Source organism: Bradyrhizobium sp. dw_78 (genome assembly GCF_018449525.1).
GTDB lineage: Bacteria > Pseudomonadota > Alphaproteobacteria > Rhizobiales > Xanthobacteraceae > Bradyrhizobium.
In genome coordinates this window covers 189550-211423 of record NZ_JAAVUS010000001.1, presented here as the reverse complement: position 1 = coordinate 211423, position 21874 = coordinate 189550, and the positions used below count along the sequence as shown (strand labels likewise).

Here is a 21874-nt window from a genome sequence, read left to right as displayed (position 1 = left end):
AGGGTCTTGCCCTGACGGGATGTGGCCAATGATTATCGCTGAAAAGCCAATCGCGACCCCGGAGGGGATCCAGCCCCGGATCGCCGATGGCGTCCATCTGGTGGCGCGCCGCTACAAAAAAGGCGTCCGGCTCGACACCCATATGCACCGCGAGGCACAACTGGTCTATGCCGCCCGCGGGATGATGCAGGTCACCACGCCCAAGGGACGCTGGCTGGTGCCGCCCGATCGCGCGGTCTGGGTGCCCGCCCGCCTTGAACATGCCATCGACGTGCTGGCCGACATCGAGATGCGGACGCTCTATTTCGACGTGGCGTGGCTGCGGCGGCAAGACCGCAGCGACAGCCTGCGCACGGAATATGTGGTGCGGGTATCGCGGCTGTTGCATGAGGCGATCCTGGCGCTGTTCGACGGCCGCAGCGATGGCGAACGCGCCAGGGTTCTGGTCAGGCTGGCTTTGCTCGAACTGCACGAAGCCGACGATTCCGCCACCTTCGTGCCGCTGCCGCAGGAGCCGCGCTGCCGCCGCGCCGCCGACATCGTGCTCGCCGACCCCACCGGTCTGCATGAGATCGAGACACTGGCGCGCGCGGTCGGCAGCTCGGCCCGAACGCTGTCGCGGCTGTTCGCCTCCGAGACCCGGCTGAGCTTCAAGAGCTGGTGCCAGCGCGCGCGCATCGCGGCGGCGATCGAGCGGCTGTCGATGGAGGCCGATGTCCCGGTCAAGCAGCTGGCGTCCGATCTCGGCTATGCCAGCGTGCCGGCGTTTTCGCATGCGTTCCGGCAGGTCACCGGCAAGACCCCGACCGCGTTCGCGGCCAAGGAGACCACCAAGGAATAAAACAAGCCGGTTCCGTCACAACCGGGTTCGGCCCTGAGCCCCCATCGCGCTTTGCCGGATCATAGCTTGCCGGGCACGGCCGTCCGAACGGGAGGGACGGCGATGACGGGTCAAGCCCGGCCGCGACGAATTCCGCCCTTCGCGGCTACGTCAAATTGCCGTACTATGGTCGCGTTTCATTGTAACCGACTTTGCCATAATCTCCTGCAAGGTTCGGCACTGTCTGGATTCGACTGACCCCATGGCCAACGCCTTCTTCACCGACCTCCTCGCCACGATTTCGGAGCGCAGCCGCACCTTGCTGCGCCGCGGCGTTTCCAACGAGACCAAGCAGGATGCGTCGGACCTGCTCGAATTGTGCCACGCCTTGCTATCCAGCCGCGGCGAGGCCTCGGGCACCGCGATGGCGCGCGAAGTGCTCGACCGCTATCACCATCTCGACGACGAGGGCCGGCTGGCGTTTTTCGGAGCGCTGGCGCGCGATTACGGACCGGACCGCGAAAAGCTCATCCAGGCGATCGAGACCTGGCGCGCGCAGCCGGACAATGGCGATGCCAGCGACCTGCATTTCGCGTCCGAGCCGCGCCGGCAGGAACTGATCCGCCGGCTCAACCGGGCGCCGGGAGGCACCAGCGAATTGGTGGCGATGCGCGTCGACCTGCTTCGCGTCATGAAAGGCAGCAGGGATCTCGCCACGCTCGACCGCGACATCACGCATCTGCTGTCTTCATGGTTCAACAGGGGATTTCTCGTGCTGCGCAGGATAGATTGGTCGAGCCCCGCCAACATCCTCGAAAAGATCATTCGCTACGAGGCGGTGCATGAAATCCGCGACTGGGACGATCTGCGCCGCCGCATCGATCCCGTCGACAGGCGCTGCTACGCCTTCTTTCATCCCGCGCTGGTCGACGAGCCGCTGATTTTCGTCGAGGTGGCGCTGACCGAGACCATCCCCGGCGCCATCGCGCCGCTGCTTGCCGAAGACCGCCAGCCGGTGCCGGCCGAGCGGGCGCGGACCGCCGTGTTCTATTCGATCTCGAACACCCAGCGCGGGCTCGGCGGCATTTCCTTCGGCAGCTTCCTGATCAAGCAGGTGGTCGAGGAACTGCAACGCGAACTGCCGAAGCTCGACACCTTCGTAACGCTGTCGCCGGTGCCGGGCTTCATGCAATGGCTGAAGCAGGCCAACGACCTTCCGGTATCCGACGAGGGCCGCGCGCTGCTCGAACAGCTCGACCGGCCGGACTGGCACGAGAACGCCGATCTCTCGGCGCAGCTGCGCACCGTGATCGAGCCGCTCGCAGCCTATTATTTCCTGAAGGCGCGGACGCCGAAAGGCCGCCTGATCGATTCGGTGGCGCGATTCCACCTCGGCAACGGCGCGCGGCTGGAACGGATCGATTGGCTCGGCGACCTCTCGCCGAAGGGACTGCGCGAATCCGCCGGCATCATGGTCAATTATCTCTATCGTCTCGAGGATATCGAGAAGAACCACGAGGCCTATGTCAACCAGGGCGAGGTCGCGGCTTCCAGCGCGGTGAAGAAATTGTTGAAGAGCGAAGGCCGCAGGCTGCTAGACATGCGGCTGTCGTAGCGTTTTTCGTCGCTGTCATTGCGAGCGCCATCGGGGCGCGCGAAGCGCGCCCGATGACAAGCTCCGCGAAGCAATTCCAACACGGGTTCGTCATTCCGGACGGAGCGAAGCGACGATCCGGAATCTCGAAATTGTAGCGCGAGATTCCAGGTCCGGTGCTGACGCACCATCCCGGAATGACTGGAATTGGATTGCTTCGTCGCTAACGCTCCTCGCAGTGACGAAGTATCACTTCAAGATTGAGCTTTGTCCCGGAAATACGGCTCGACCGGACCGTGGACCTTGATCGTGAGCGGGTTGCCGTAACGATCCCTGGCATTGCCTGCCGTCACGCGGATCCAGCCCTCGCTGATGCAATATTCCTCGACATTGGTTTTCTCGGCGCCCTTGAAGCGAATGCCGACGTCCCGCGCCAGCACGTCGGCGTTGTAATACGGGCTCTTCGGATCGGTCGAAAGCCGGTCGGGCAGTTGGTCACCCGATTGATCGCCCATCACTTCGTTTTTCTCGTTCACAACAGCGCCTCGATTTCTTTGGTGAGCCCTTCCGGCCTGGCCGTCGGCGCATGCCGCGCGACCACCTGCCCCGTACGATCGACCAGGAATTTGGTGAAATTCCACTTGATCGCGGAACCCAGCAGGCCGGACTTCTCGTCCTTCAGATATTGATAGAGCGGATGGGCGTTGCTGCCGTTGACGTCGATCTTGGCGAACATCGGAAAGGTCACGGCATAATTGGTGGTGCAGAACTGCTCGATCTCGCGGGCGTCGCCCGGCTCCTGATGCCCGAACTGATTGCACGGGAATCCCAGCACCGAAAAGCCGCGCGGGGCAAATTCCTGCTGCAATTCCTGCAGGCCTTTATATTGCGGCGTGAATCCGCATTGGCTTGCGGTGTTGACGATCAGCAAAATCTGACCCTCGAACCGCTTCAACGGAATCTCTTCGCCGGCAAGCGAGGTTGCCGTGAAATCGTAAACGCTGGGCATCGTACCCTCAGCCTGAATCGTGATCCGGTCAGCCGGCGGGATCGATCGGCGCCGATGGCGTTCCTCCGGCCTCGATCGCCTCGCCCGCGAGCAGGCACAGATCCTCGCGGTAGCGGCTCGAAACCAGTTGGACGCCGACGGGAACGCGCCCCACCAGTCCGGTAGAGACGGTTAGCGCAGGCAGGCCCATGAAGGGAATAGCAATTTGCGGCATCTGCGCCTGCCAGACCCGCGCAAAGGACGCATCGTCCTTGCAGTCGAGCTGATCGGGAAACGGCAGTTCGCCGGAAACCGGCAGCAGCAGGACGGCATATTTCTCGAAAAATTGCAGCCATTCCCGCGTCAGGGTCGCCCGGCGCGTCAGGGTTTTGGAGAGCGCGGCCCCGTCGAACGGAAACACCTTGGACTTGTTGCCGCGCAGGCAGGCCAGCGCGCCGGGATCGCCTTCGCGTTCGGCGGCGTCGAGCTGAGCCTCATAGCCGTCCCCGAGCCACAATTTGGTCTGCAGCTCGGCCGCTTCGCGCAGCGGCGGTGTCGCGACCTCCTCGACCGTCCATCCGGCGCGCTCCAGACGCCTGGCCGCATCGGCAAGGGCCGCCTTCACCTCGGCGACGGTCTCGAGCCCGTCCGGATTGAAACACAGCGCGGCGCGCTTCGGTATCGCAGGCCCTTCCGGCGGCGCCGGAACCCACCAGGGATCGCGCGCGTCGAAGCCGGACATCGCAGCCAGCGCGATCCGGAGATCGCCGATGCTGCGCGCCAGCGGGCCGGACACCGCGCTGATCTGCGGCCCGATCATGCGCTCGGGCCCCGAAGCGTTGAAGGCCGCGATCCGACCGATCGTCGGCCGCAGGCCATGCACGCCACAGGCGTAAGCCGGATAGCGGATCGAGCCGGCGATGTCGGTGCCATGCGCGATATGCCCGATGCCGACTGCCACCGCTGCGGCCGCGCCGCCGGACGAACCGCCCGGCGTAATGCCGGGATCGCGCGGATTTTTGGTGTCGCCGTGGATCAGATTGGTGGTGAACCAGCGATAGGAAAAGGCCGGGCAATTGGTGCGGCCGAGGATGACGGCGCCGTCCTTGCGTAGATTGTCGATCACCGGGCTGTTGCTGCGCGCGATGTTGTCGCGCTGCAATTTGAGGCCGTTGGTGGTGGCAAATCCCTGCTGGTCGATATTGACCTTGACCGTCACCGGCACACCGGCGAGCCGGCCCGGATCTTCGCCGCGCGCGATCGCCGCATCGACCGCGGCGGCCTGCGCCAGCACGTCCTCGAGGCGATGGTCGATCACGGCGTTGATTTTGGGGTTGGCCGCGTCAAGCCGCGCCAGCGCCGACAGCGCAGCCTCTTTGGCCGATATTGTCTTTGACTTTACCGCGGCGGCAACATCGGCAGCCGACAAACGCCAGATATCTTGCATGGACAACTCCGTTCGATCGTCCATCCTTGTAGCGCCGCCCTCACCGCAGCGCCATCGCGAACGCACATGAAATATGCCTTCCCCGCAGGCAGCGGCTGATGACTTATTAGCTCAGCGCACCCGGGAGATGTAATAGGCGAGATCGTCGATCTGGTCGGCGGTCACGGGCTGGAGCACTTCGGCCATGGTGTCGTCATAGCCGTGGCGGCTGTTGTCCTTGTATTCCCGCATGGTCTTGGCGAGATAGTCCTCGCGCTGATCGGCGATGCGCGGGATGTTATCGCCGCCGGAGAAATCCGGCTGGTGGCAGGAATTGCAGTGGTTCTGCTGAACCAGCGCCGCTGCGCGCGCCATCCGTGCCGGATCTCCGGCGTCGGCCGGCGGCGCTGGTTTCGGCAAGGTGGCGATGAAATCGGAAAAGGCGTGCAAATCGTCATCGGTGAACGACTTGGTCATGTCGTTCATCGGCTCGAACACCCGCAGCTTCTCGCGGAACATGAAAAGCTGGATCAGCGCATAAGCCGCCTGCTGGCCGCCGAGCGAGGGAATGTTTTCGGTCTGGGATTGGCCATTGTCGCCGTGGCAGGCCAGGCAAGGCGCGGCGCGCTCCTCGATGGTTTGGGCGCTCGCCGAGAAAACGATCGACGCCAAGGCCAGCGCCGCAATTATTTTATGCATCAGCAATCCCGGCGTTTTGTCATTCAGGGGTAAAAACAGTTTTTCGTCATTCCGGGGCGATGTGAAACATCGAACCCGGAATCTCGAGTTTCCGGGTCCGGTGCTGACGCACCAGCCCGGAATGACGAACTCTCGCTACTTCGAAGCGACCTTCTTGCCGTAGCTGACGCGATAGACGGCGCCGTTCCAGTCGTCGGAGACCAGCAGCGAGCCGTCCTTCATCTGCATCACGTCGACCGGACGGCCGACATATTTGTTGTCCTCGAGAAAGCCGGTCAAAAACGGCTCGACCGATTTCACCGTGCCATCCTTGTTCAGCTTGACGACGGCGACGTCGCCACCGGCCTTGTGGGTCCTGTTCCAGGAGCCGTGCCGGGCGACGAAGATGGCGTCCTTGTAGCTCTTCGGGAACATGTTGCCGGTATAGAACCGCATCCCGAGCGACGCGACGTGCGGCCCCATCAGGCCGACCGGCGGGGTGTAGTCGGAACAGGAATGTCCCCAGCCGAAATCGGGATCCGAGATGTTGCCCTGATAGCAATAGGGCGCGCCGAAATCCTCGCCGACCTTGGTGACGCGATTGAGTTCGTCCTGCGGAACATCCTCCGACATCCAGTCGCGGCCATTGTCGGTGAAATACATCTGCTTGGTTTCCGGATCCCAATCGAAGCCGACGCTGTTGCGAACGCCATAGGCGACCACTTCCGCGCCGGTGCCATCGAGATTGATGCGGCGGATCTGGCCGTGCGCGTCGTCATGCAGCACGTTGTTGCCGGGCTGACCGACCGGAACGTAGAGCTTATTGTCCGGACCGACCGCGATGAACTTCCAGCCGTGGGCCTCGTCCTTTGGCAGATTGTCGTAGATCGTGGTCGGCTTCGGCGGGTTGTCGATGACGTCCTCGATCTTGTCGATCTTGTCGATTTTCGAGAGCTCGGCGATGAAGAGCGTGCCGTCATGGAACGCGACGCCGTTGGGCCGGTAGAGGCCGGAGGCGATGATTTTCACCGACCGCTTGCCGTCCTTGTCGACGATGGCATAGACCTTGTCGACGAGACGGCTGCCGACGAACACCGTGCCCTTGTCGCTCTGGGCCAGTGAACGCGCATTCGCCATGCCGGCGGCGTAGACCTCGACATTGAAGCCGGCCGGCACCTTGAGCTTGGTGACCGGCAGCTTGTCGGCGGCGGTGGCGATCGGCGGACCGTTGACGGGCGCGAGCTTGGCGGCGGCCTCGCTGCCCGGCCGGCCGATCAAAGGTGAGCCTGCCGGAAGCGCTGGCGCCGCGGCAGGAGTTGCAGCTGGCGCCGGCGTGGCGGATGGTCCTGGCTCGGCCGGCTGCTGCGCGGCGGCGCCCAGTGTCAATGCACCGATAAAAGCACCGGCGAGCCACAGGCTGCACGGCGCGGATAAATGAATTCTCATAGATGTTCTCCCTGAATGGAAGCCTTGATTCCCGCGCAGGTGAAAGCACGATGCCGGCGCGGCTGGCGTTCCTGACGGGCAGTCTCCGATATCTGTCCGCCGGAGTGCAATCGCAAACATCCTTGCAAGGCTCGATGACGAAACCGAGACGCGGAAGGATGCGGGGCCACCGATATCGCGCAGTGTTGATCGCTTAACCGGAAAGAGTGATCATATATCGAACAAGCGGAACGACCGGCTAGTGCCTGGTGACCGGATCGTCCGGCGTCTCGATGATGGCTTCGGCAAACGGAAATTCCAGCACGACCTCGCCATCTTCACCGGTCACTTCGATGGTCGCATTCAGCAGTGCGGTCTGCGCGCCTTCCACCCCCAGCACTTCCCGGATCATGGCGCGCGCGACTTCCCACGCGCGATCGGGATCGCGCAGATCCTCGCCGTCGGGATCGGTGATCAATTCGCCGCCGATCCGTGTGTTGAAAAAATATCGTGGCATGGACTCAAGACCTGCTTTCCGATGCGGCCTTCACAGGCCCCCCAAGGAAACTCACGCGTTGTTTATCCTGCACTGCAGGTCTTGCTCAACCATCGCCGGTTCACCGGCTGGCATGAATGATATTGAACCCGCTGATCCCTCACTGGTTTGAAATCATCCTTGCACAAATCGGTGAAATTCTTTTGCGTCGCAACATAAAAACACCAATTCGCGAGACAAAGATTTCACTGGCGAACTTTTCTTTCCGCATTACTTTAGCCCGTGAGGGTGGAGATCACCCTGCTCGGGCAAGGAGAGCCAAAATGACCTGGAAAACCCCCAAGATCGTTGAAGTGCCGGTCGGCATGGAAATCAACATGTATGCGTGCGCCGCCCGCAAATAAGCGGCAGCGATAACTTCACGTTTTATGCAGGTGGGCTTCCGGCCGCGGCGTGTTCCTGATCAGAACGCCCGTGAACCGGGGTCCACCTTCAAAACATCAGGATACGAAACGTCATAATACCGGGAGACGGATCATGCTTCGGGTCGTCGTCCTGGGCGCCGCGGCCGGTGGCGGTGTTCCGCAGTGGAATTGCGGATGTCCGGTGTGCCGGATGGCTCGAACCGAGCAACCTGAACTTCGGCGCACCCAGGCCTCAATTGCGGTCAGCGCCGATGGCGATCACTGGTTCTTGATCAACGCGTCGCCCGATCTGCGCCAGCAGGTGATCGCGACGCCGCAGCTTCATCCCGCCAACGGCAAGCTTCGCCATAGCCCGATATCCGGCGTCATCCTGACCAATGGCGAAATCGATGCCATCACGGGCTTGTTATCGATGCGCGAAGGCTGGCCATTCACGATCTATGCGCATCCCCGTGTGCTCTCGATCCTGAACAGCAACAGCATCTTCAATGTGCTGAGCGAGAAGAACGTGCGGCGGCAGCCGATCGGGCTCGATGAAGCATTCGTGCCCAGCCTGCCCGACGGTTCGCCGTCCGGGATCGAGATTTTACCGTTTGCCGTTCCCGGCAAGGGCGCGTGGTATCTGGAAGGCAGGGCCCATCCCACCGGAGGGGAAGAGGCAGGCGACACGCTCGGACTGCGGATCGGCGACAGGGCGAGCGGCAAATATTTCTATTTCCTCGCCGCCTGCGCGCAGGTGACCGATGATCTCAGGGCGCGGCTCGCCGGCGCCTCAGCGGTTTTTTTCGACGGCACGGTGTGGCGCGACGATGAGTTGATCACCGCCGGCCTCGGCGACAAGACGGGACAAAGCATGGGACATATCGCGATGTCGGGCGAGCGCGGCGCGATCGATCGCCTCGCCGGCCTCGATATCGACGGGAAGCTGTTCCTGCATATCAACAACTCCAACCCGGTGCTGCTAAACGATTCCGCCGAACGCAAAACCGCCGAGCGCGCCGGCTGGCAAATTCCCGCTGATGGAACGGAGATTACGCTGTGAACGCCGCAACCGCGACCACCAATCCTTCAACTGCCAAGCCTTCAAATGGCAAGCTGTCGCCTGCAATGACCGCCTACTCCATCGGCAAAGGCATCTCACTCGACACGGCCGAGGAACTGGAAGCGACGCTTCGCCACATCGGCGCCACACGCTACCACAATCTGCACCCGTTCCATCGCCTGCTGCATGGCGGCAAGCTGAATAAGGGACAGGTGCAGGCCTGGGCGCTGAACCGCTATTATTACCAGAGCACGATCCCGATCAAGGACGCCGTCGTCATCTCGCGTTTCCGCGACCGTGCCACCCGGGTCGAATGGCGGCACCGGATCGAGGACCATGACGGCGATATCGGCAGCGAAGGCGGCATCGAGCGCTGGCTGAAACTGACCGAAGGGCTTGGGCTCGACAGCGCCTATGTGGAATCCACCGAAGGCATCCTGCCAGCGACGCGCTTTGCCGTCGAGGCCTATGTGCATTTCGTCCGCGACCGCACACCGCTCGAGGCCATCGCCTCCTCGCTCACCGAACTGTTCGCGCCCAGCCTGCACGAGGAACGCATCTCGGGAATGCTGGCGCATTACAACTTCGTGAACCCCGATATCATGAGCTATTTCAGCCGACGGCTGCAACAGGCGCCGCGCGACGCCGGCTTCGCGCTCGACTATGTCAGGACCCATGCCACAACTCCGGCGGAGCGCGAGGCGGTCTGCAACGCGCTGCTCTTCAAGACCAATGTGCTATGGGTCCAGCTCGACGCGCTGTACCATGCCTATGTCGATGGCCATATTCCGCCAGGGGCCTTCGTTCCGAAGGATGGCTAGAGCGTTTTCGAGCGAAGTGGATACCGGTTCGCGTGAAGAAAACCCGTCAAACAATCATCTAGAGCTTCGGAACCGAAGCTCCAAGAACCGAGAGACGTACCGATGGCAGCCCTGCGCAGCCGCAACATCAGTGTCAGCGAGACCAGCCGCCCGGTATTGCCGCGGCATGCCCGGCTGAAATTCGATGAAACACGGCAGGTCTGGGTCATCCTTGCACCCGAGCGCGTGCTGGCGCCGGATGAGATCGCGGTCGAGGTGCTGCAGCTCTGCGACGGCGTTCGCGACGTCGGCCAGATCGCCGATCAACTCGCGACAAAATATGCCGCCGAGCGCGCGGCGATCCTGAGCGACGTGATCGCCATGCTGCAGGACCTGGCCGACAAGGGCTTTCTCGCCGAAGCCCGCGAGAAAACGCCATGAGCGCGATCGATACCGGGGTGAAGGCTGTGGCGGCTGATCCGAGCGATGGGCTCGCGATACTGGAATCGCGCGGTTCGACCGCGGAAACCTACGGCATTCCGCTTGCGGTGCTCGCCGAATTGACGCACCGCTGTCCGTTGCAATGCCCCTATTGCTCCAATCCGGTGGAGCTCGACCGCGCCGGCACCGAATTGACCACGGCCGAATGGAAGAAGGTTCTGACCGAGCTCGCCGAAATCGGCGTGCTGCAAATCCATTTTTCCGGCGGCGAACCGACCGCGCGCAAGGATCTCGCTGAACTCGTGCAGCACGCGACCGATGTCGGGCTCTATTCCAACCTCATCACCTCCGCCGTGCTTCTCACCAAGGACAAGCTCTCGGCGCTGGCCGATTCCGAGCTCAATCACGTGCAGATCAGTTTCCAGGGCAACGAACCTGTTGTCGCCGACCGGGTTGCCGGATTCAAGCGGGCGCATGAGAAGAAGATCGAGGCCGCGAGATGGACGCGCGAGCTGGATCTGCCGCTGACCGTCAATGCGGTGATGCACCGCCAGAACCTGTTCCAGTTGCCCGACATCATCCAGATGGCGGTCGATCTCGACGCCGACCGGCTTGAGGTCGCCAATGTGCAATATTATGGCTGGGCGCTGAAGAACCGCGCCGCGCTGATGCCGACGATCGCGCAGATCGAGGAGGCCAGCCGCATCGTCGAGGAAGCGCAGACGCGCCTGAAGGGCATCCTTGCCATCGACTATGTGGTACCGGACTATTACGCGCTGCGGCCGAAGAAATGCATGGGCGGCTGGGGCCGGCAGTTCTTCAACATTTCGCCCGCCGGCAAGGTCCTGCCATGCCACGCCGCCGAGAGCATCACCGGGCTTGCATTCGAATCGGTGCGGTCGAACCATTCGATCGCCTGGATCTGGCAGAATTCCGAGGCTTTCAACCGCTATCGCGGCACCGGCTGGATGCCGGAGCCTTGCCAAAGCTGCGCGTTCAAGGAAGTCGATTTCGGCGGCTGCCGCTGCCAGGCTTTTGCGCTGACGGGCGATGCCGGCAATACCGATCCGGCCTGTACGCTGTCGCCGCTGCATGAGCAGATCTTCAAGCTGGCCGAAACGGAAGCCGCCGGTAACAACAATCATTTCATCTACCGCAATTTCGCCGGCGGCACGCCGGAGACGGAAAGCGAACATGGCGCCTGACGCCGAGGCCGGCCAAGTTTCCAGACGTTCCGATCCGTTCGCGCCGCTGACCTCGGAGCATCTCGCCGTCGGCGACGGACATGAGATCTATGTCGAGAGCGTCGGCAGGACCGGCGGCATTGCCGCTGTCTATCTGCATGGCGGCCCCGGCAGTGGCGGCCAGCCCGACCACCGGCGCTTGTTCGATCCCGAGCGTTTTCATGCCGTGTTGTTCGACCAGCGCGGCGCCGGGCGCAGCCTGCCCAAACGCAGCCGCGAGAACAATACGCTGCCGCATCTGATCGCGGACATGGAGATGATCCGCGAGAAGTTCGGATTCGAGCGCTGGATGGTGGTCGGCGGCTCCTGGGGCGCGACGCTGGCGCTGGCTTATGCGCAGGCGCATCCGCATCGCGTCAGCGGCCTGGTGCTGCGCGCGACCTTTCTCGGCACAAGGGCGGAACTGGAGTCGGCTTTTCGCGGGGTGCTTCCGCTGCTCTATCCCGCTCTCAGCGATGATTTCCTCAGCATCCTCCCCGCAAAGGAGCGCGGAAAGCCGCTCGACGCCTATTGGCGCCGCATCCTCGATACTGATCCCTCCGTATACGGACCCGCCGTCCGCGCCTGGCACGACACCGAACGCATCCTTTCCGAACACGCGCCCGGACGGGTCAGGCTCGACCTGACTTCGCTGCAATCCGGCAGCGCCCTGCCCACCTCGCCGTTCATGGAAGCGTATTACTTCCAGAACGACTGCTTCATGAGACCTGACCAGTTGATGACCGAAGCCGGCCGGCTGGCCGGCATTCCCGGCATCATCGTGCAGGGGCGTTATGATCTTTTATGTCCGCCCGCGACCTCGCACGCGCTTCATGCGGCATGGCCGGAATCGGAGATTCGCATGGTCGAGGGTGCCGGGCACACGCTCTATGACCCCGGCGTGCGCGACGCCGTGATGAAGGCGATCGCGGATATGGCGTCCAGCATCACCAAACAGGAAATCTAGCGACAATGCCGCTGGCCGGAAAAGGCATGCTGCTGACGTCGATGGATGTCGACGCTGCGGACGAGGCCGAGTTCAACCGCTGGTACGATCGCGAGCATCTCGAGGAGCGCGTCGCGATCGACGGCTTTCTCGAAGCCCGCCGCTATATCGCCCACGAGGCGAAGCCGAAATATCTCAGCCTCTATTCCACGGGGCGTTTCGAGGCGCTCGACAGCCCCGCCTATCGTGCCGCGCTCGCCAGCCAGACTGCTTGGTCGAAAGCCAACATCGCCCGTTTCAGGAATATGATCCGCGCGGTCGCCCGCATCACCCTGAGCCGGGGGATGGGCCGCGGCGCGGCGCTTGGCATCATCCGCCTGCGTCCCGTCGCAGGCAGCGAAGAGAAGCTTCGCGCCGCGCTCGACCAGCAATTCGAACCAAAGCAGTTCGACGGCATCCTCTCGATGCATTTGATCGAGAGCGATGCGAAACTGTCAAAACCGCTCACCGAGGATAGTCCCAATCCAGGCGCCGCGGACTGGTTCGTGCTGATCGACGCGACCGATGTAAGCGTGCTACCGGCGACGGCGACGCTGTTCAGCGACAATGCCGCGTTCAAACCTCTGGTGATTTCAAACGGCGTCTACAAGCTGATGTGGGATCTTGCGAAAAGCGACATTCCGGCGGCATGATCGCACCATGTCGCCATGCTGCATTGTCGCAAAACGATGACGATACGGCCTGCCTATGTGTTTCTACACATGACGGATCTGGACCGCGCAAAACTGCCTTCCTGCGTCGGCAGGAGTGCCGCGTCCCTTACGCTGCCGCGGCGAGCTTGCGCGGATTGAGGACGTATTCCCGTAGCACCTTGTCGGAAGGATCGGTCTCGACAAGCGAGACGTCATAGCTCCAGAGATCGGCCAAATGCTGAAGCACGCGCTTGGCGTCGCTCTCGTTGAGCTGCGCGCCCTTGACGACGGCATGGCGCAGCATCAGGCGACGGTCGCCGGCGAGATCGACATCCACCACCTCGATATTGGCATCGATGAAGCCGACATCATATTGCTTCGCCAGTTCGCGGCGAATGCGACGATAGCCTCTCGCATCATGGATCGCATCGACCCTGATGCCGGCGCGCTCCTCGGGATCGTCATGCAGATGGAACATGCGGAAATGCCGCATCAGCCGCGGACTCAAGAACTGGCTGATGAAGCTTTCGTCGCGGTAATTGGTCCAGATGTCGCGCAACACCGCCATCGCATCGCCTTTTCCGGCGATGTCCGGAAACCACTCCCGGTCCTCATCGTCGGGATTGGTGACGATGCGCTCGATATCCTGCATCATCGCAAAACCGAGCGCATAGGGGTTGAATCCGGAATAGCGCGGATCGTCAAAATCGGGCTGGAACACCACATTGGTGTGCGACTGCAGGAATTCGAGGAAATTGCCGTCGGAAATGCGGCCCTGCTGGTGCAGCCGGTTCATGATGCGATAATGAACGTAGGTCGCGGTGCCTTCGTTCATGACCTTGGTCTGGCTCTGCGGATAGAAATACTGCGCGATGTGCCTGACGATGCGGAGCAGTTCGCGCTGCCAGGGATGCAGGCGCGGCGCGGTCTTTTCCAGGAAGTACAACAGGTTTTCCTGCGGCAGCCCGAGCAGATTGCGACGGCGCTCGACATTCAGCACGGTTTCGCTCTTGGCCAATCCGGCAGGAACCGTGCGCCACAAATCGTTGAACTCGCGCTCCCGATGCTGCCGCCGCTCGCGCGAGCGCTTTTCCTCGGCGCGAAGATCGAGCTTCTTCTTGCCGGGATAGCGATCGATTCCGTGCGACATCAGCGCATGCGCCGCATCCAGCGTCTGCTCGACCGCCAGCCGGCCATGCCTCTCCTCGCACTGCGCGACATAGTTCTTGGCGAAATCGAGATAGTCGAGGATGCCGTCGGCGTCCGTCCATTGCTTGAAGAGATAGTTGTTCTTGAAGAAATGGTTGTGGCCGAAAGCCGCGTGCGCGACCACCAGCGTCTGCATGGTCGCGGTGTTCTCTTCCATCAGATAGGAGATACACGGCGAAGAGTTGATCACGATCTCATAGGCGAGGCCCATCAGCCCCTTGCGATAGGACGCTTCCTGATGAGCGAAGTGCTTGCCGAACGACCAGTGCTTGTAGAACAGCGGCATGCCGACCGAGGAATAGGCATCCAGCATCTGCTCCGCGGTGATCACCTCGATCTGGTTGGGATAGACATCGAGCCCGAGTTCGGTTCGGGCGATTTCCTCGCAGGCATCGTGGATGCGCTGCAAGGTCGCAAAATCCCAGTCCGCGCCCTCGAACAATGGCCCTGATGCCCCGGTCATGACGCGGCCCTCTCGTGCTTGCCCCGGCGCTGGAACAGGTCGTGAAACACCGGAAAGATCTGGCTGCGGTCGCTGACCTTGCGCATCGATAGCGGCGCGCCATCGGCGCGCAGGCGCTCATACAACGACCAAAGCGAGGAATCCGACATATCGAACGAATTGCTGCCGGCCTCGCCGACTTCCAGATAGGCGAAGAACTGGCTGGCCGGCAGGATCATCTCCGTCAGCAACCGGCCCGCGACTTCGCCGTCGGAAAAGGAATTATCGCCGTCGGACGCCTGCGCGGCGTAGATGTTCCAGTCGGACGGGCGGAAGCGCGACCGGACGATGTCATGCATGGTCTGCAGCGCGCTCGAGACCAGCGTGCCGCCGGTCGCCGGTCCGTGAAAGAAGGTCTCTTCGTCGACCTCTTCGGCCCGGTCGGTGTGCCGGATGAAAACGATCTCGACATGGCGGTAGCGCCGCTTCAGGAACACGTAGAGCAGCATGTAGAAACGCTTGGCCAGATCCTTCATGTGCTCGGTCATCGAGCCCGACACGTCCATCAGGCAAAACATCACCGCCTGCGCGACCGGCTTCGGCAGGGTTTCGAAGCGGCGGTACCGGATATCGATAGGATCGATGAAAGGAATCCGCCGGGCCTTCGCCTTCAGAGCCTCGATCTCCGCCATCAGCTCAGTGCGGCGGGTTTCATCCTCGCAAGCCGCAAGCTCCGCCTCCAGCTGCGCGATCGCTTCCGGCCGCGGCCGCCGCAACGCCACCCGCCGCGCCATCGCGCGGCTCACGGTGCGGCTCACCGAAATATTGGCGGGCGAGCCGGACGTCGCGTAACCGGCGCGCTGGATCCCCTCGCTTTCGGCTTCCGCCAGCTTTCGCTTGGCGAGATCCGGCAATTCCAGATCGTCGAGGAACAGATCGACGAATTCATCGCGGCTGAGCACGAAGCGGAAGGCGTCCTCGCCCTCGCCTTCACCGGGATCGGACGGCTTGCCGCGGCCCTCGCCGCCCGAACGCGGCAGCATATCGCCCTCGATGAACTTCTTGTTGCCGGGAAGCACCATGTCGCGGGTGCCGCCCTCGCGGCGAAAGCGCGGCTCGTCCATCCCGTCGAGCGGGATGGAGACCACGCCACCTTCCAGGACATCCTTGATGTCGCGGTCCTGCGACGACTTCTTGACGGCGCCCTGAACCAGGGCCTTTGCCCGGCGCAAGAAACGCTGACGGTTCTCGAGACTCTTACTACCGGGGTTCAGGCGCCGATCGACAATATGAATGACCACTGCTGCATCCGCCTCAACCAGCCTGTTTTACGCGCATGTACCATTCCACCAGCCGGCGAACCTGGCGCTCGGTGTAGCCGCGCTCCACCATGCGTGAGACAAACTCGCCATGCTTCTTCTCGGTTTCGCCGTCCTTCTTCGAACCGAACGAAATCACCGGCAACAAATCCTCGACCTGTGAGAATATCCGCTTCTCGATCACTTCGCGAATCTTCTCGTAGCTGGTCCAGTGCGGATTTTTGCCACCATTCTGTGCCCGCGCCCGCAGCGAGAACTTGACGACTTCGTTGCGGAAGTCCTTCGGATTGGCGATGCCGGCGGGCTTCTCGACCTTGGTCAGCTCCTGATTGAGAAGCTCGCGATCGAGCAGCTGGCCGGTATCAGGGTCCTTGAAGTCCTGATCCTCGATCCAGGCGTCGGCATAGTCCACATAACGGTCGAACAGGTTCTGGCCATAATCGGTATAGGATTCGAGATAGGCTTTCTGAATCTCGTGACCGATGAACTCGGCATAGCGCGGCGCGAGTTCCGCCTTGATGAATTCGAGATAACGCTTCTCGACTTCATCCGGGAGCTGCTCACGGCGGATCGCCTGCTCCAGCGCATACATCAGGTGAACCGCATCCGCGCCGACTTCCGCGGTATCGTGGTTGTAGGTCGCGGCCAGCACCTTGAACGCAAACCGCGTCGAGATGCCGTCCATGCCTTCGTCAACACCGGCGGCGTCCTTGTATTCCTGAACGCTGCGGGCCTTTGGATCCGATTCCTTCAGGCTTTCACCGTCATAGACACGCATTTTAGCAAACAGGGTCGAGTTTTCATGCTTGCGCAGGCGCGACATCACGGAGAAGCGCGCCAGCGTCTCCAGCGTGGCCGGCGCGCAGGGCGCGGAGGCAAGCTCCGATCCCTGGATCAGTTTCTCGTAGATCTTCTGCTCCTCGGTCACCCGCAGGCAGTACGGAACCTTGATCACGCAGATGCGATCAATGAAGGCTTCGTTGTTCTTGTTGGTCTTGAAGCTCTGCCATTCCGATTCATTCGAATGGGCAAGGATGACGCCGGTAAAGGGAATCGCGCCGATGTTCTCGGTTCCGATGTAATTGCCTTCCTGCGTCGCCGTCAGCAGCGGATGCAGCATCTTGATCGGCGCCTTGAACATCTCGACGAATTCGAGAACGCCCTGATTGGCGCGATTGAGGCCGCCGGAATAGCTGTAGGCGTCCGGATCGTTCTGGGCATAGGTCTCGAGCTTGCGGATATCAACCTTGCCGACCAGGGAAGAAATGTCCTGGTTGTTCTCGTCGCCGGGCTCGGTCTTGGCAATCGCGATCTGCCGCAGGCGCGAGGGCTGGATGCGCGCGACGCGGAATTGCGAGATGTCGCCGCCAAAGGCTTCGAGCCGCTTGTAACACCACGGGCTCATCAGTCCGCTCAGGCGGCGGCGCGGGATGCCGTATTTTTCCTCGATCATCGGCCCGAGCAGGTCCGGATCGAACAGGCTCAAGGGACTCTCGAACACCGGGCTGAGTTCGTCACCGGCCTTCAGCACATAGATCGGATGGACCTCCATCAGCGCCTTGAGGCGTTCGGCGAGCGACGATTTGCCGCCGCCCACCGGTCCCAGCAGATAGAGGATCTGCTTGCGCTCTTCGAGGCCTTGCGCGGCATGCCGGAAGAATCCGACGATGCGCTCGATCGTCTCTTCCATGCCGTGGAAGCCGGTGAAGGCCGGATACATGCGGATGGTGCGGTTCAAAAAAATACGGCCAAGGCGGGGGTCCTTGGCCGTGTCGATCATCTGAGGCTCACCGATCGCAGCTAGTAGCCGTTCGGCCGCATTGGCATATCGTAGCGGATCGCTTCGACACGATTCCAGATATTCCGCCATCGACATGTCGGTCTGGCTTCGAGCCTCAAAGGACCGGGCGAAAGCGTTGAATAGAGAATCGTTGTACATGATCCCTCTCCACAATATGGTCCACTGGTAATGCCGCAGTGGGCCGCAAAGTTGCTAGGTACCGGAGCGCTATCTGCGCTCACGTCTCGAATCAGCAATCAGCACATGAGACCGATTGGACATCTTGCCGACTCCTTAGCGCAATGCACAATGCAGGCACCATGTGGGTTATAAACAGGCACTTTGTTCGATTCTTGAGCAAAAGACCTATCGTTCCCATGATTTAAGGTCGATGTAGCCGACCCGCAACATCCGTGGATTTACGGCTTGACCTGATTTCGCGACTGATTTCGCCGGGAATGGAACCGGACATCGCCTCTTTCCGGGAACATCGGGAAAAAGAAATACTCCCGGCATCCCGAGGCCACGCGGCTTTGTGCTGAAGACGCCCGCGCGCGACCATTAATTTATTTATTTGTCGCCGGGGACATCTCCGAACAGCCCCCATGACTTTCCGTCCAACCAGTTTCCGTACCGTCTCCGTGACCTGCGCGGCGGTATGGCCCTGCACGTTGAAAACGTCGCCGGCGCTCGCATCCGGCGATATCATTTCATCCATGCTCAGGAGATGATGAAGAGTTACTGAAACTCTTTGCGGTGTTGCCGAACCCGCCGTATTGCCCCAAGCTCGATGCTCGTCTCAGCCGCAAGCAACGCGTCGATCAGCATCATCGGACGCACAGCGCCGATCAACAACCCGCAACAGGTTTGCATCGAATCGCCGCGGGCTTTTCCTTGTTCGTTTCCTTATTTTTTATTCGCCCTGTTTATTTCGCCGCGCCATCGCAATCGCCGGAAGAATTCCACCTTCCGGCGACGGCCGCTGCGAAGTGTCGCTAAAGCTTTATTCAATCGTCAATCGGCTCGCCGTCGGGATCGACAGGCGCGCCTTTGCCGCACGCCTGTTTTATGAAAAAACCAACCCGCGCCGCCAAACAGCCAATTTCCGGGATCGATATGTTGTGAATGGCGTTATGATGAGGGGATACTCATATTCCCTTTGTCATCACAGGCCCGGACGTTCCTGATAAAGATTGGCTTTCCGCCAGAAAAACTCACAACAACAGCAACTTGGCCAACCCGGACAGAAGCAGGCATCATGAATCCCGTCAAAGCACTCGAAAACCACGGTCAGGCGGTCTGGCTGGATTTCCTGGCCCGCGGCTTCGTCGCCAAGGGCGATCTGAAAAAGCTGATCGATACCGACGGTGTCAAAGGCGTCACGTCGAATCCCTCGATCTTCGAGAAAGCGATCGGCAGTTCGGACGAATATGACGCCCCCATCGGCCAGGCGCTGAAACGCGGCGACCGGCCGGTTGCCGAATTGTTCGAACATCTCGCCGTCGAGGACATCCAGCACGCCGCCGACGTGCTGCGCCCGGTCTATGATCATCTCAAGGGACATGACGGTTTCGTCAGCCTGGAAGTATCGCCTTATCTGGCGATGGATACCAAGGCGACGATCGCGGAAGCCGAACAGCTCTGGAAGGAAGTCGACCGCAAGAATCTGATGGTCAAGGTGCCGGCGACGGCACCAGGGCTGCCGGCGATCCAGCAATTGATCGGCGAAGGCATCAGCATCAACATCACGCTGTTGTTCTCGCAGCAGGTCTATGTCCAGGTCGCCGAAGCCTATCTTGCGGGCCTGGAAAAATACGTCGCCAAAGGCGGCGATCCCTCCCACGTCGCCAGCGTCGCCAGCTTCTTCGTCAGCCGCATCGACACCGCCGTCGACAAGCAGCTCGATGAAAAGATCGCACAGGCGAACGACCCGACCGAGAAGGAGCGGCTGGCGGCGCTGAAAGGCAAGGTCGCTATCGCCAACGCCAAACTGGCCTATCAGGAATACAAGCGCCTGTTCTCCGGCGCGCGCTGGGACAGGCTCGCGGCCAAGGGAGCCAAGCCGCAGCGGTTGCTGTGGGCCTCGACCGGCACCAAGAACAAGGACTATAGCGACGTGCTCTATGTCGAGGAGCTGATCGGCCCCAACACGGTCAACACCGTACCGCCGGCGACGCTCGACGCCTTCCGCGATCACGGCACGCCGCGCGACAGCCTCGAGGAAAATGTCGAGGAGGCCAGGCACGTCCTCGCCGAACTCGAGCGCTCCGGCATCTCGCTCGACGCCATCACGGCCGAACTGGTCAAGGACGGCGTCAAGCTGTTCGCCGATGCCGCCGACAAGCTCTACGGCGCGGTCGCCCACAAGCGTGCCACCGTACTCGGCGCCGACATCGGCCGGCAGCAGTTCGCGCTCGGCGGCAAGCTCGGCAAGGCGATCGAGGGCAGCACCGAAGACTGGCGCGCGTCGGGCAAGATCCGGCGGCTGTGGCGGCACGACAAATCGGTCTGGACCGGCGACGACGAAAACAAATGGCTGGGCTGGCTGACCAGCCCGGCGGCGGCCGATGTCAACGACTATGAGGATTTCGCACATCGGGTGAAGGGACAGAACTTCACCGACGCGGTGGTGCTCGGCATGGGCGGATCGAGCCTGGGGCCGGAAGTGCTGGCGCAGACTTTCCCGAAGAAGGCCGGTTTCCCGAAGCTGCATGTGCTGGATTCGACCGACCCGGCGCAGATCCGCACCATGCAGGCCTCGATCGATCTTGCCGACACGCTGTTCATCGTCTCCAGCAAGTCCGGCAGCACCACCGAACCGAACGTGATGAAGGATTATTTCTTCGAGCGCGTGTCGGAAACGATCGGCGCGGACAAGGCCGGCTACCGCTTCATCGCGGTCACCGATCCCGGCTCATCGTTGCAGAAGACCGCGGCCAAACAGGGTTTTGCCCGGACCTTTTACGGCGATCCCGCCATCGGCGGACGCTATTCCGTGCTTTCGCCGTTCGGGCTGGTGCCGGCGGCGGCGGCCGGCATCGACCTGCGCACTTTGCTCACGCACACTTTGGCGATGGTTCGCTCCTGCGGCCCGGACGTGCCGCCGCATGAAAATCCGGGCGTCCAGCTCGGACTTGCGATGGGGCTGGCCGGCCTCGAAGGCCGCGACAAGGTGACCATCCTGTCGTCGAAGAACATCGCCGATTTCGGCGCCTGGGCCGAACAGCTGATCGCCGAATCCACCGGCAAGGACGGCAAGGGCTTGATTCCGATCGCCGGCGAAACGCTGGGAGATCCGGAATCCTATGGCAACGACCGCTTCTTCATCGATATCCGCACCGAGGACGAACATGACGCGGCGCATGAGACCCGGCTAAGCGCGCTGGAAAAGGCCGGGCACCCGGTCGTCCGCATCGTGATGAAGTCGACCGATTATATCGGTCAGGAATTCTTCCGGTTCGAGATGGCGGTTGCGGTCGCGGGCTCAGTGCTCGGCATCAATCCGTTCAACCAGCCCGACGTCGAGGCCGCCAAGGTGAAGACACGGGAATTGACCGCGGCCTTCGAGAAGACGGGCTCGCTGCCCGAGGAGCGGCCGGTGGTGTCGACCTCCGAAATCGATATTTACACCGATGAAAAGAATGCCGCGGATTTGCGCAAGGCGGGCGCCAATGGCGATCTCGGCTCCTGGCTGAAGGCGCATCTCGGCCGCTCCGGCGCCGACGATTATGTGGCGCTGCTCGCCTATATCGAACGCAACGCCGCGCATATCGACGAATTGCAGCACATGCGGCTTGCGCTGCGCGACAAGCGCCGTGTCGCGACCTGCGCCGAATTCGGCCCGCGCTTCCTGCATTCCACCGGGCAGGCCTATAAGGGCGGCCCCGACAGCGGCGTCTTCCTGCAGATCACCGCCGACGATGCGAGGGACCTTCTGGTGCCGGGCCAGAAGGCCAGCTTCGGCGTCATCAAGACGGCACAGGCGCGCGGCGATTTCGGCGTGCTGACCGAGCGCGGCAGGCGCGCGCTCCGTGTGCATCTGAAGGGCGATCTCGCATCGGGGCTGAAGCTGCTCGACAGTGCGATCCAGACTGCGTTGAACTGATACAAGCATTCAATCCACGACAG

19 protein-coding genes are annotated in these 21874 nt (G+C 61.9%); 10 read left to right on the top strand and 9 right to left on the bottom strand.

From position 1 onward, the window contains the following. The first annotated feature begins 28 nt into the window (after window positions 1-28). Together HB630_RS00955 and HB630_RS00950 are read left to right on the top strand one after the other, a co-directional pair. On the top strand, window positions 29-841 hold the full coding sequence (locus tag HB630_RS00955; protein WP_249780592.1) for a helix-turn-helix transcriptional regulator: 813 nt from the start codon (window positions 29-31) through the stop codon (window positions 839-841). A 241-nt stretch (window positions 842-1082) separates the two neighbouring features. Next, window positions 1083-2435, top strand: coding sequence for a malonyl-CoA decarboxylase (locus tag HB630_RS00950; protein WP_213769490.1), 1353 nt, complete (start codon window positions 1083-1085; stop codon window positions 2433-2435). 233 nt (window positions 2436-2668) lie between these two features. On the opposite strand, the gene HB630_RS00945 is transcribed toward HB630_RS00950, so the two are convergent. From HB630_RS00945 to HB630_RS00920, 6 genes are all read right to left on the bottom strand, one after another. Beyond that, a complete protein-coding gene (locus HB630_RS00945) occupies window positions 2669-2929 on the bottom strand; it encodes a DUF3297 family protein (RefSeq protein WP_213770661.1) in 261 nt (86 codons plus the stop codon). Between the two features lie 17 nt (window positions 2930-2946). Next, the gene (locus HB630_RS00940) at window positions 2947-3423 is read right to left on the bottom strand and encodes a glutathione peroxidase (protein ID WP_213769489.1); all 477 of its coding nucleotides are present in this window, start codon (window positions 3421-3423) and stop codon (window positions 2947-2949) included. 28 nt (window positions 3424-3451) lie between these two features. After that, entirely contained in the window at window positions 3452-4849 is a 1398-nt protein-coding gene (locus HB630_RS00935; protein ID WP_213769488.1) for an amidase family protein, read from the bottom strand. A 111-nt stretch (window positions 4850-4960) separates the two neighbouring features. Further along, on the bottom strand, window positions 4961-5527 hold the full coding sequence (locus HB630_RS00930) for a c-type cytochrome (protein ID WP_213769487.1): 567 nt from the start codon (window positions 5525-5527) through the stop codon (window positions 4961-4963). Window positions 5528-5662: 135 nt separating this feature from the next. Further along, a complete protein-coding gene (locus HB630_RS00925) occupies window positions 5663-6952 on the bottom strand; it encodes a PQQ-dependent sugar dehydrogenase (protein WP_213769486.1) in 1290 nt (429 codons plus the stop codon). A 238-nt stretch (window positions 6953-7190) separates the two neighbouring features. Further along, window positions 7191-7448 (bottom strand): hypothetical protein, encoded by a 258-nt coding sequence (locus tag HB630_RS00920; protein WP_213769485.1) that lies wholly within the window; start codon window positions 7446-7448, stop codon window positions 7191-7193. Window positions 7449-7750: 302 nt separating this feature from the next. Between HB630_RS00920 and pqqA the strand changes: the two genes are divergently transcribed. The 7 genes from pqqA (at window position 7751) to HB630_RS00885 (ending at window position 12996) form a co-directional block, all read left to right on the top strand. Then, a complete protein-coding gene (pqqA, locus tag HB630_RS00915) occupies window positions 7751-7831 on the top strand; it encodes a pyrroloquinoline quinone precursor peptide PqqA (RefSeq protein ID WP_035721241.1) in 81 nt (26 codons plus the stop codon). Window positions 7832-7964: 133 nt separating this feature from the next. Next, window positions 7965-8894, top strand: coding sequence for a pyrroloquinoline quinone biosynthesis protein PqqB (gene pqqB, locus HB630_RS00910; protein WP_213769484.1), 930 nt, complete (start codon window positions 7965-7967; stop codon window positions 8892-8894). 65 nt (window positions 8895-8959) lie between these two features. After that, complete coding sequence (pqqC, locus tag HB630_RS00905; protein ID WP_213770660.1) at window positions 8960-9715, top strand: pyrroloquinoline-quinone synthase PqqC; 756 nt, start codon at window positions 8960-8962, stop codon at window positions 9713-9715. A gap of 111 nt (window positions 9716-9826) precedes the next feature. Next, window positions 9827-10135: a pyrroloquinoline quinone biosynthesis peptide chaperone PqqD gene (gene pqqD / locus HB630_RS00900; protein WP_213770659.1), complete on the top strand. Its 309-nt coding sequence runs from the start codon at window positions 9827-9829 to the stop codon at window positions 10133-10135. Next, window positions 10132-11340 (top strand): pyrroloquinoline quinone biosynthesis protein PqqE, encoded by a 1209-nt coding sequence (gene pqqE / locus HB630_RS00895; RefSeq protein WP_213769483.1) that lies wholly within the window; start codon window positions 10132-10134, stop codon window positions 11338-11340. The genes pqqD and pqqE overlap by 4 nt, the downstream gene beginning before the upstream one ends. Beyond that, window positions 11330-12325: a prolyl aminopeptidase gene (gene pip, locus HB630_RS00890; protein ID WP_213769482.1), complete on the top strand. Its 996-nt coding sequence runs from the start codon at window positions 11330-11332 to the stop codon at window positions 12323-12325. Before pqqE ends, pip begins: the two co-directional genes overlap by 11 nt. Window positions 12326-12330: 5 nt before the next feature. Next, on the top strand, window positions 12331-12996 hold the full coding sequence (locus HB630_RS00885) for a DUF4286 family protein (protein WP_213769481.1): 666 nt from the start codon (window positions 12331-12333) through the stop codon (window positions 12994-12996). Window positions 12997-13123: 127 nt separating this feature from the next. On the opposite strand, the gene HB630_RS00880 is transcribed toward HB630_RS00885, so the two are convergent. The 3 genes from HB630_RS00880 to HB630_RS00870 are packed head-to-tail and all read right to left on the bottom strand — an operon-like array spanning window position 13124 to window position 17905. Then, a complete protein-coding gene (locus HB630_RS00880; RefSeq protein ID WP_213769480.1) occupies window positions 13124-14668 on the bottom strand; it encodes a SpoVR family protein in 1545 nt (514 codons plus the stop codon). Then, window positions 14665-15948, bottom strand: a complete 1284-nt coding sequence (locus tag HB630_RS00875; RefSeq protein ID WP_346656015.1) for a YeaH/YhbH family protein — start codon at window positions 15946-15948, stop codon at window positions 14665-14667. The genes HB630_RS00880 and HB630_RS00875 overlap by 4 nt, the downstream gene beginning before the upstream one ends. A 13-nt stretch (window positions 15949-15961) precedes the next feature. Beyond that, window positions 15962-17905, bottom strand: a complete 1944-nt coding sequence (locus tag HB630_RS00870) for a PrkA family serine protein kinase (protein ID WP_213769479.1) — start codon at window positions 17903-17905, stop codon at window positions 15962-15964. A 1099-nt stretch (window positions 17906-19004) separates the two neighbouring features. Here HB630_RS00870 and HB630_RS00865 point away from each other — a divergent pair. After that, the gene (locus tag HB630_RS00865; protein ID WP_213769478.1) at window positions 19005-21851 is read left to right on the top strand and encodes a bifunctional transaldolase/phosoglucose isomerase; all 2847 of its coding nucleotides are present in this window, start codon (window positions 19005-19007) and stop codon (window positions 21849-21851) included. Window positions 21852-21874: the final 23 nt, after the last annotated feature.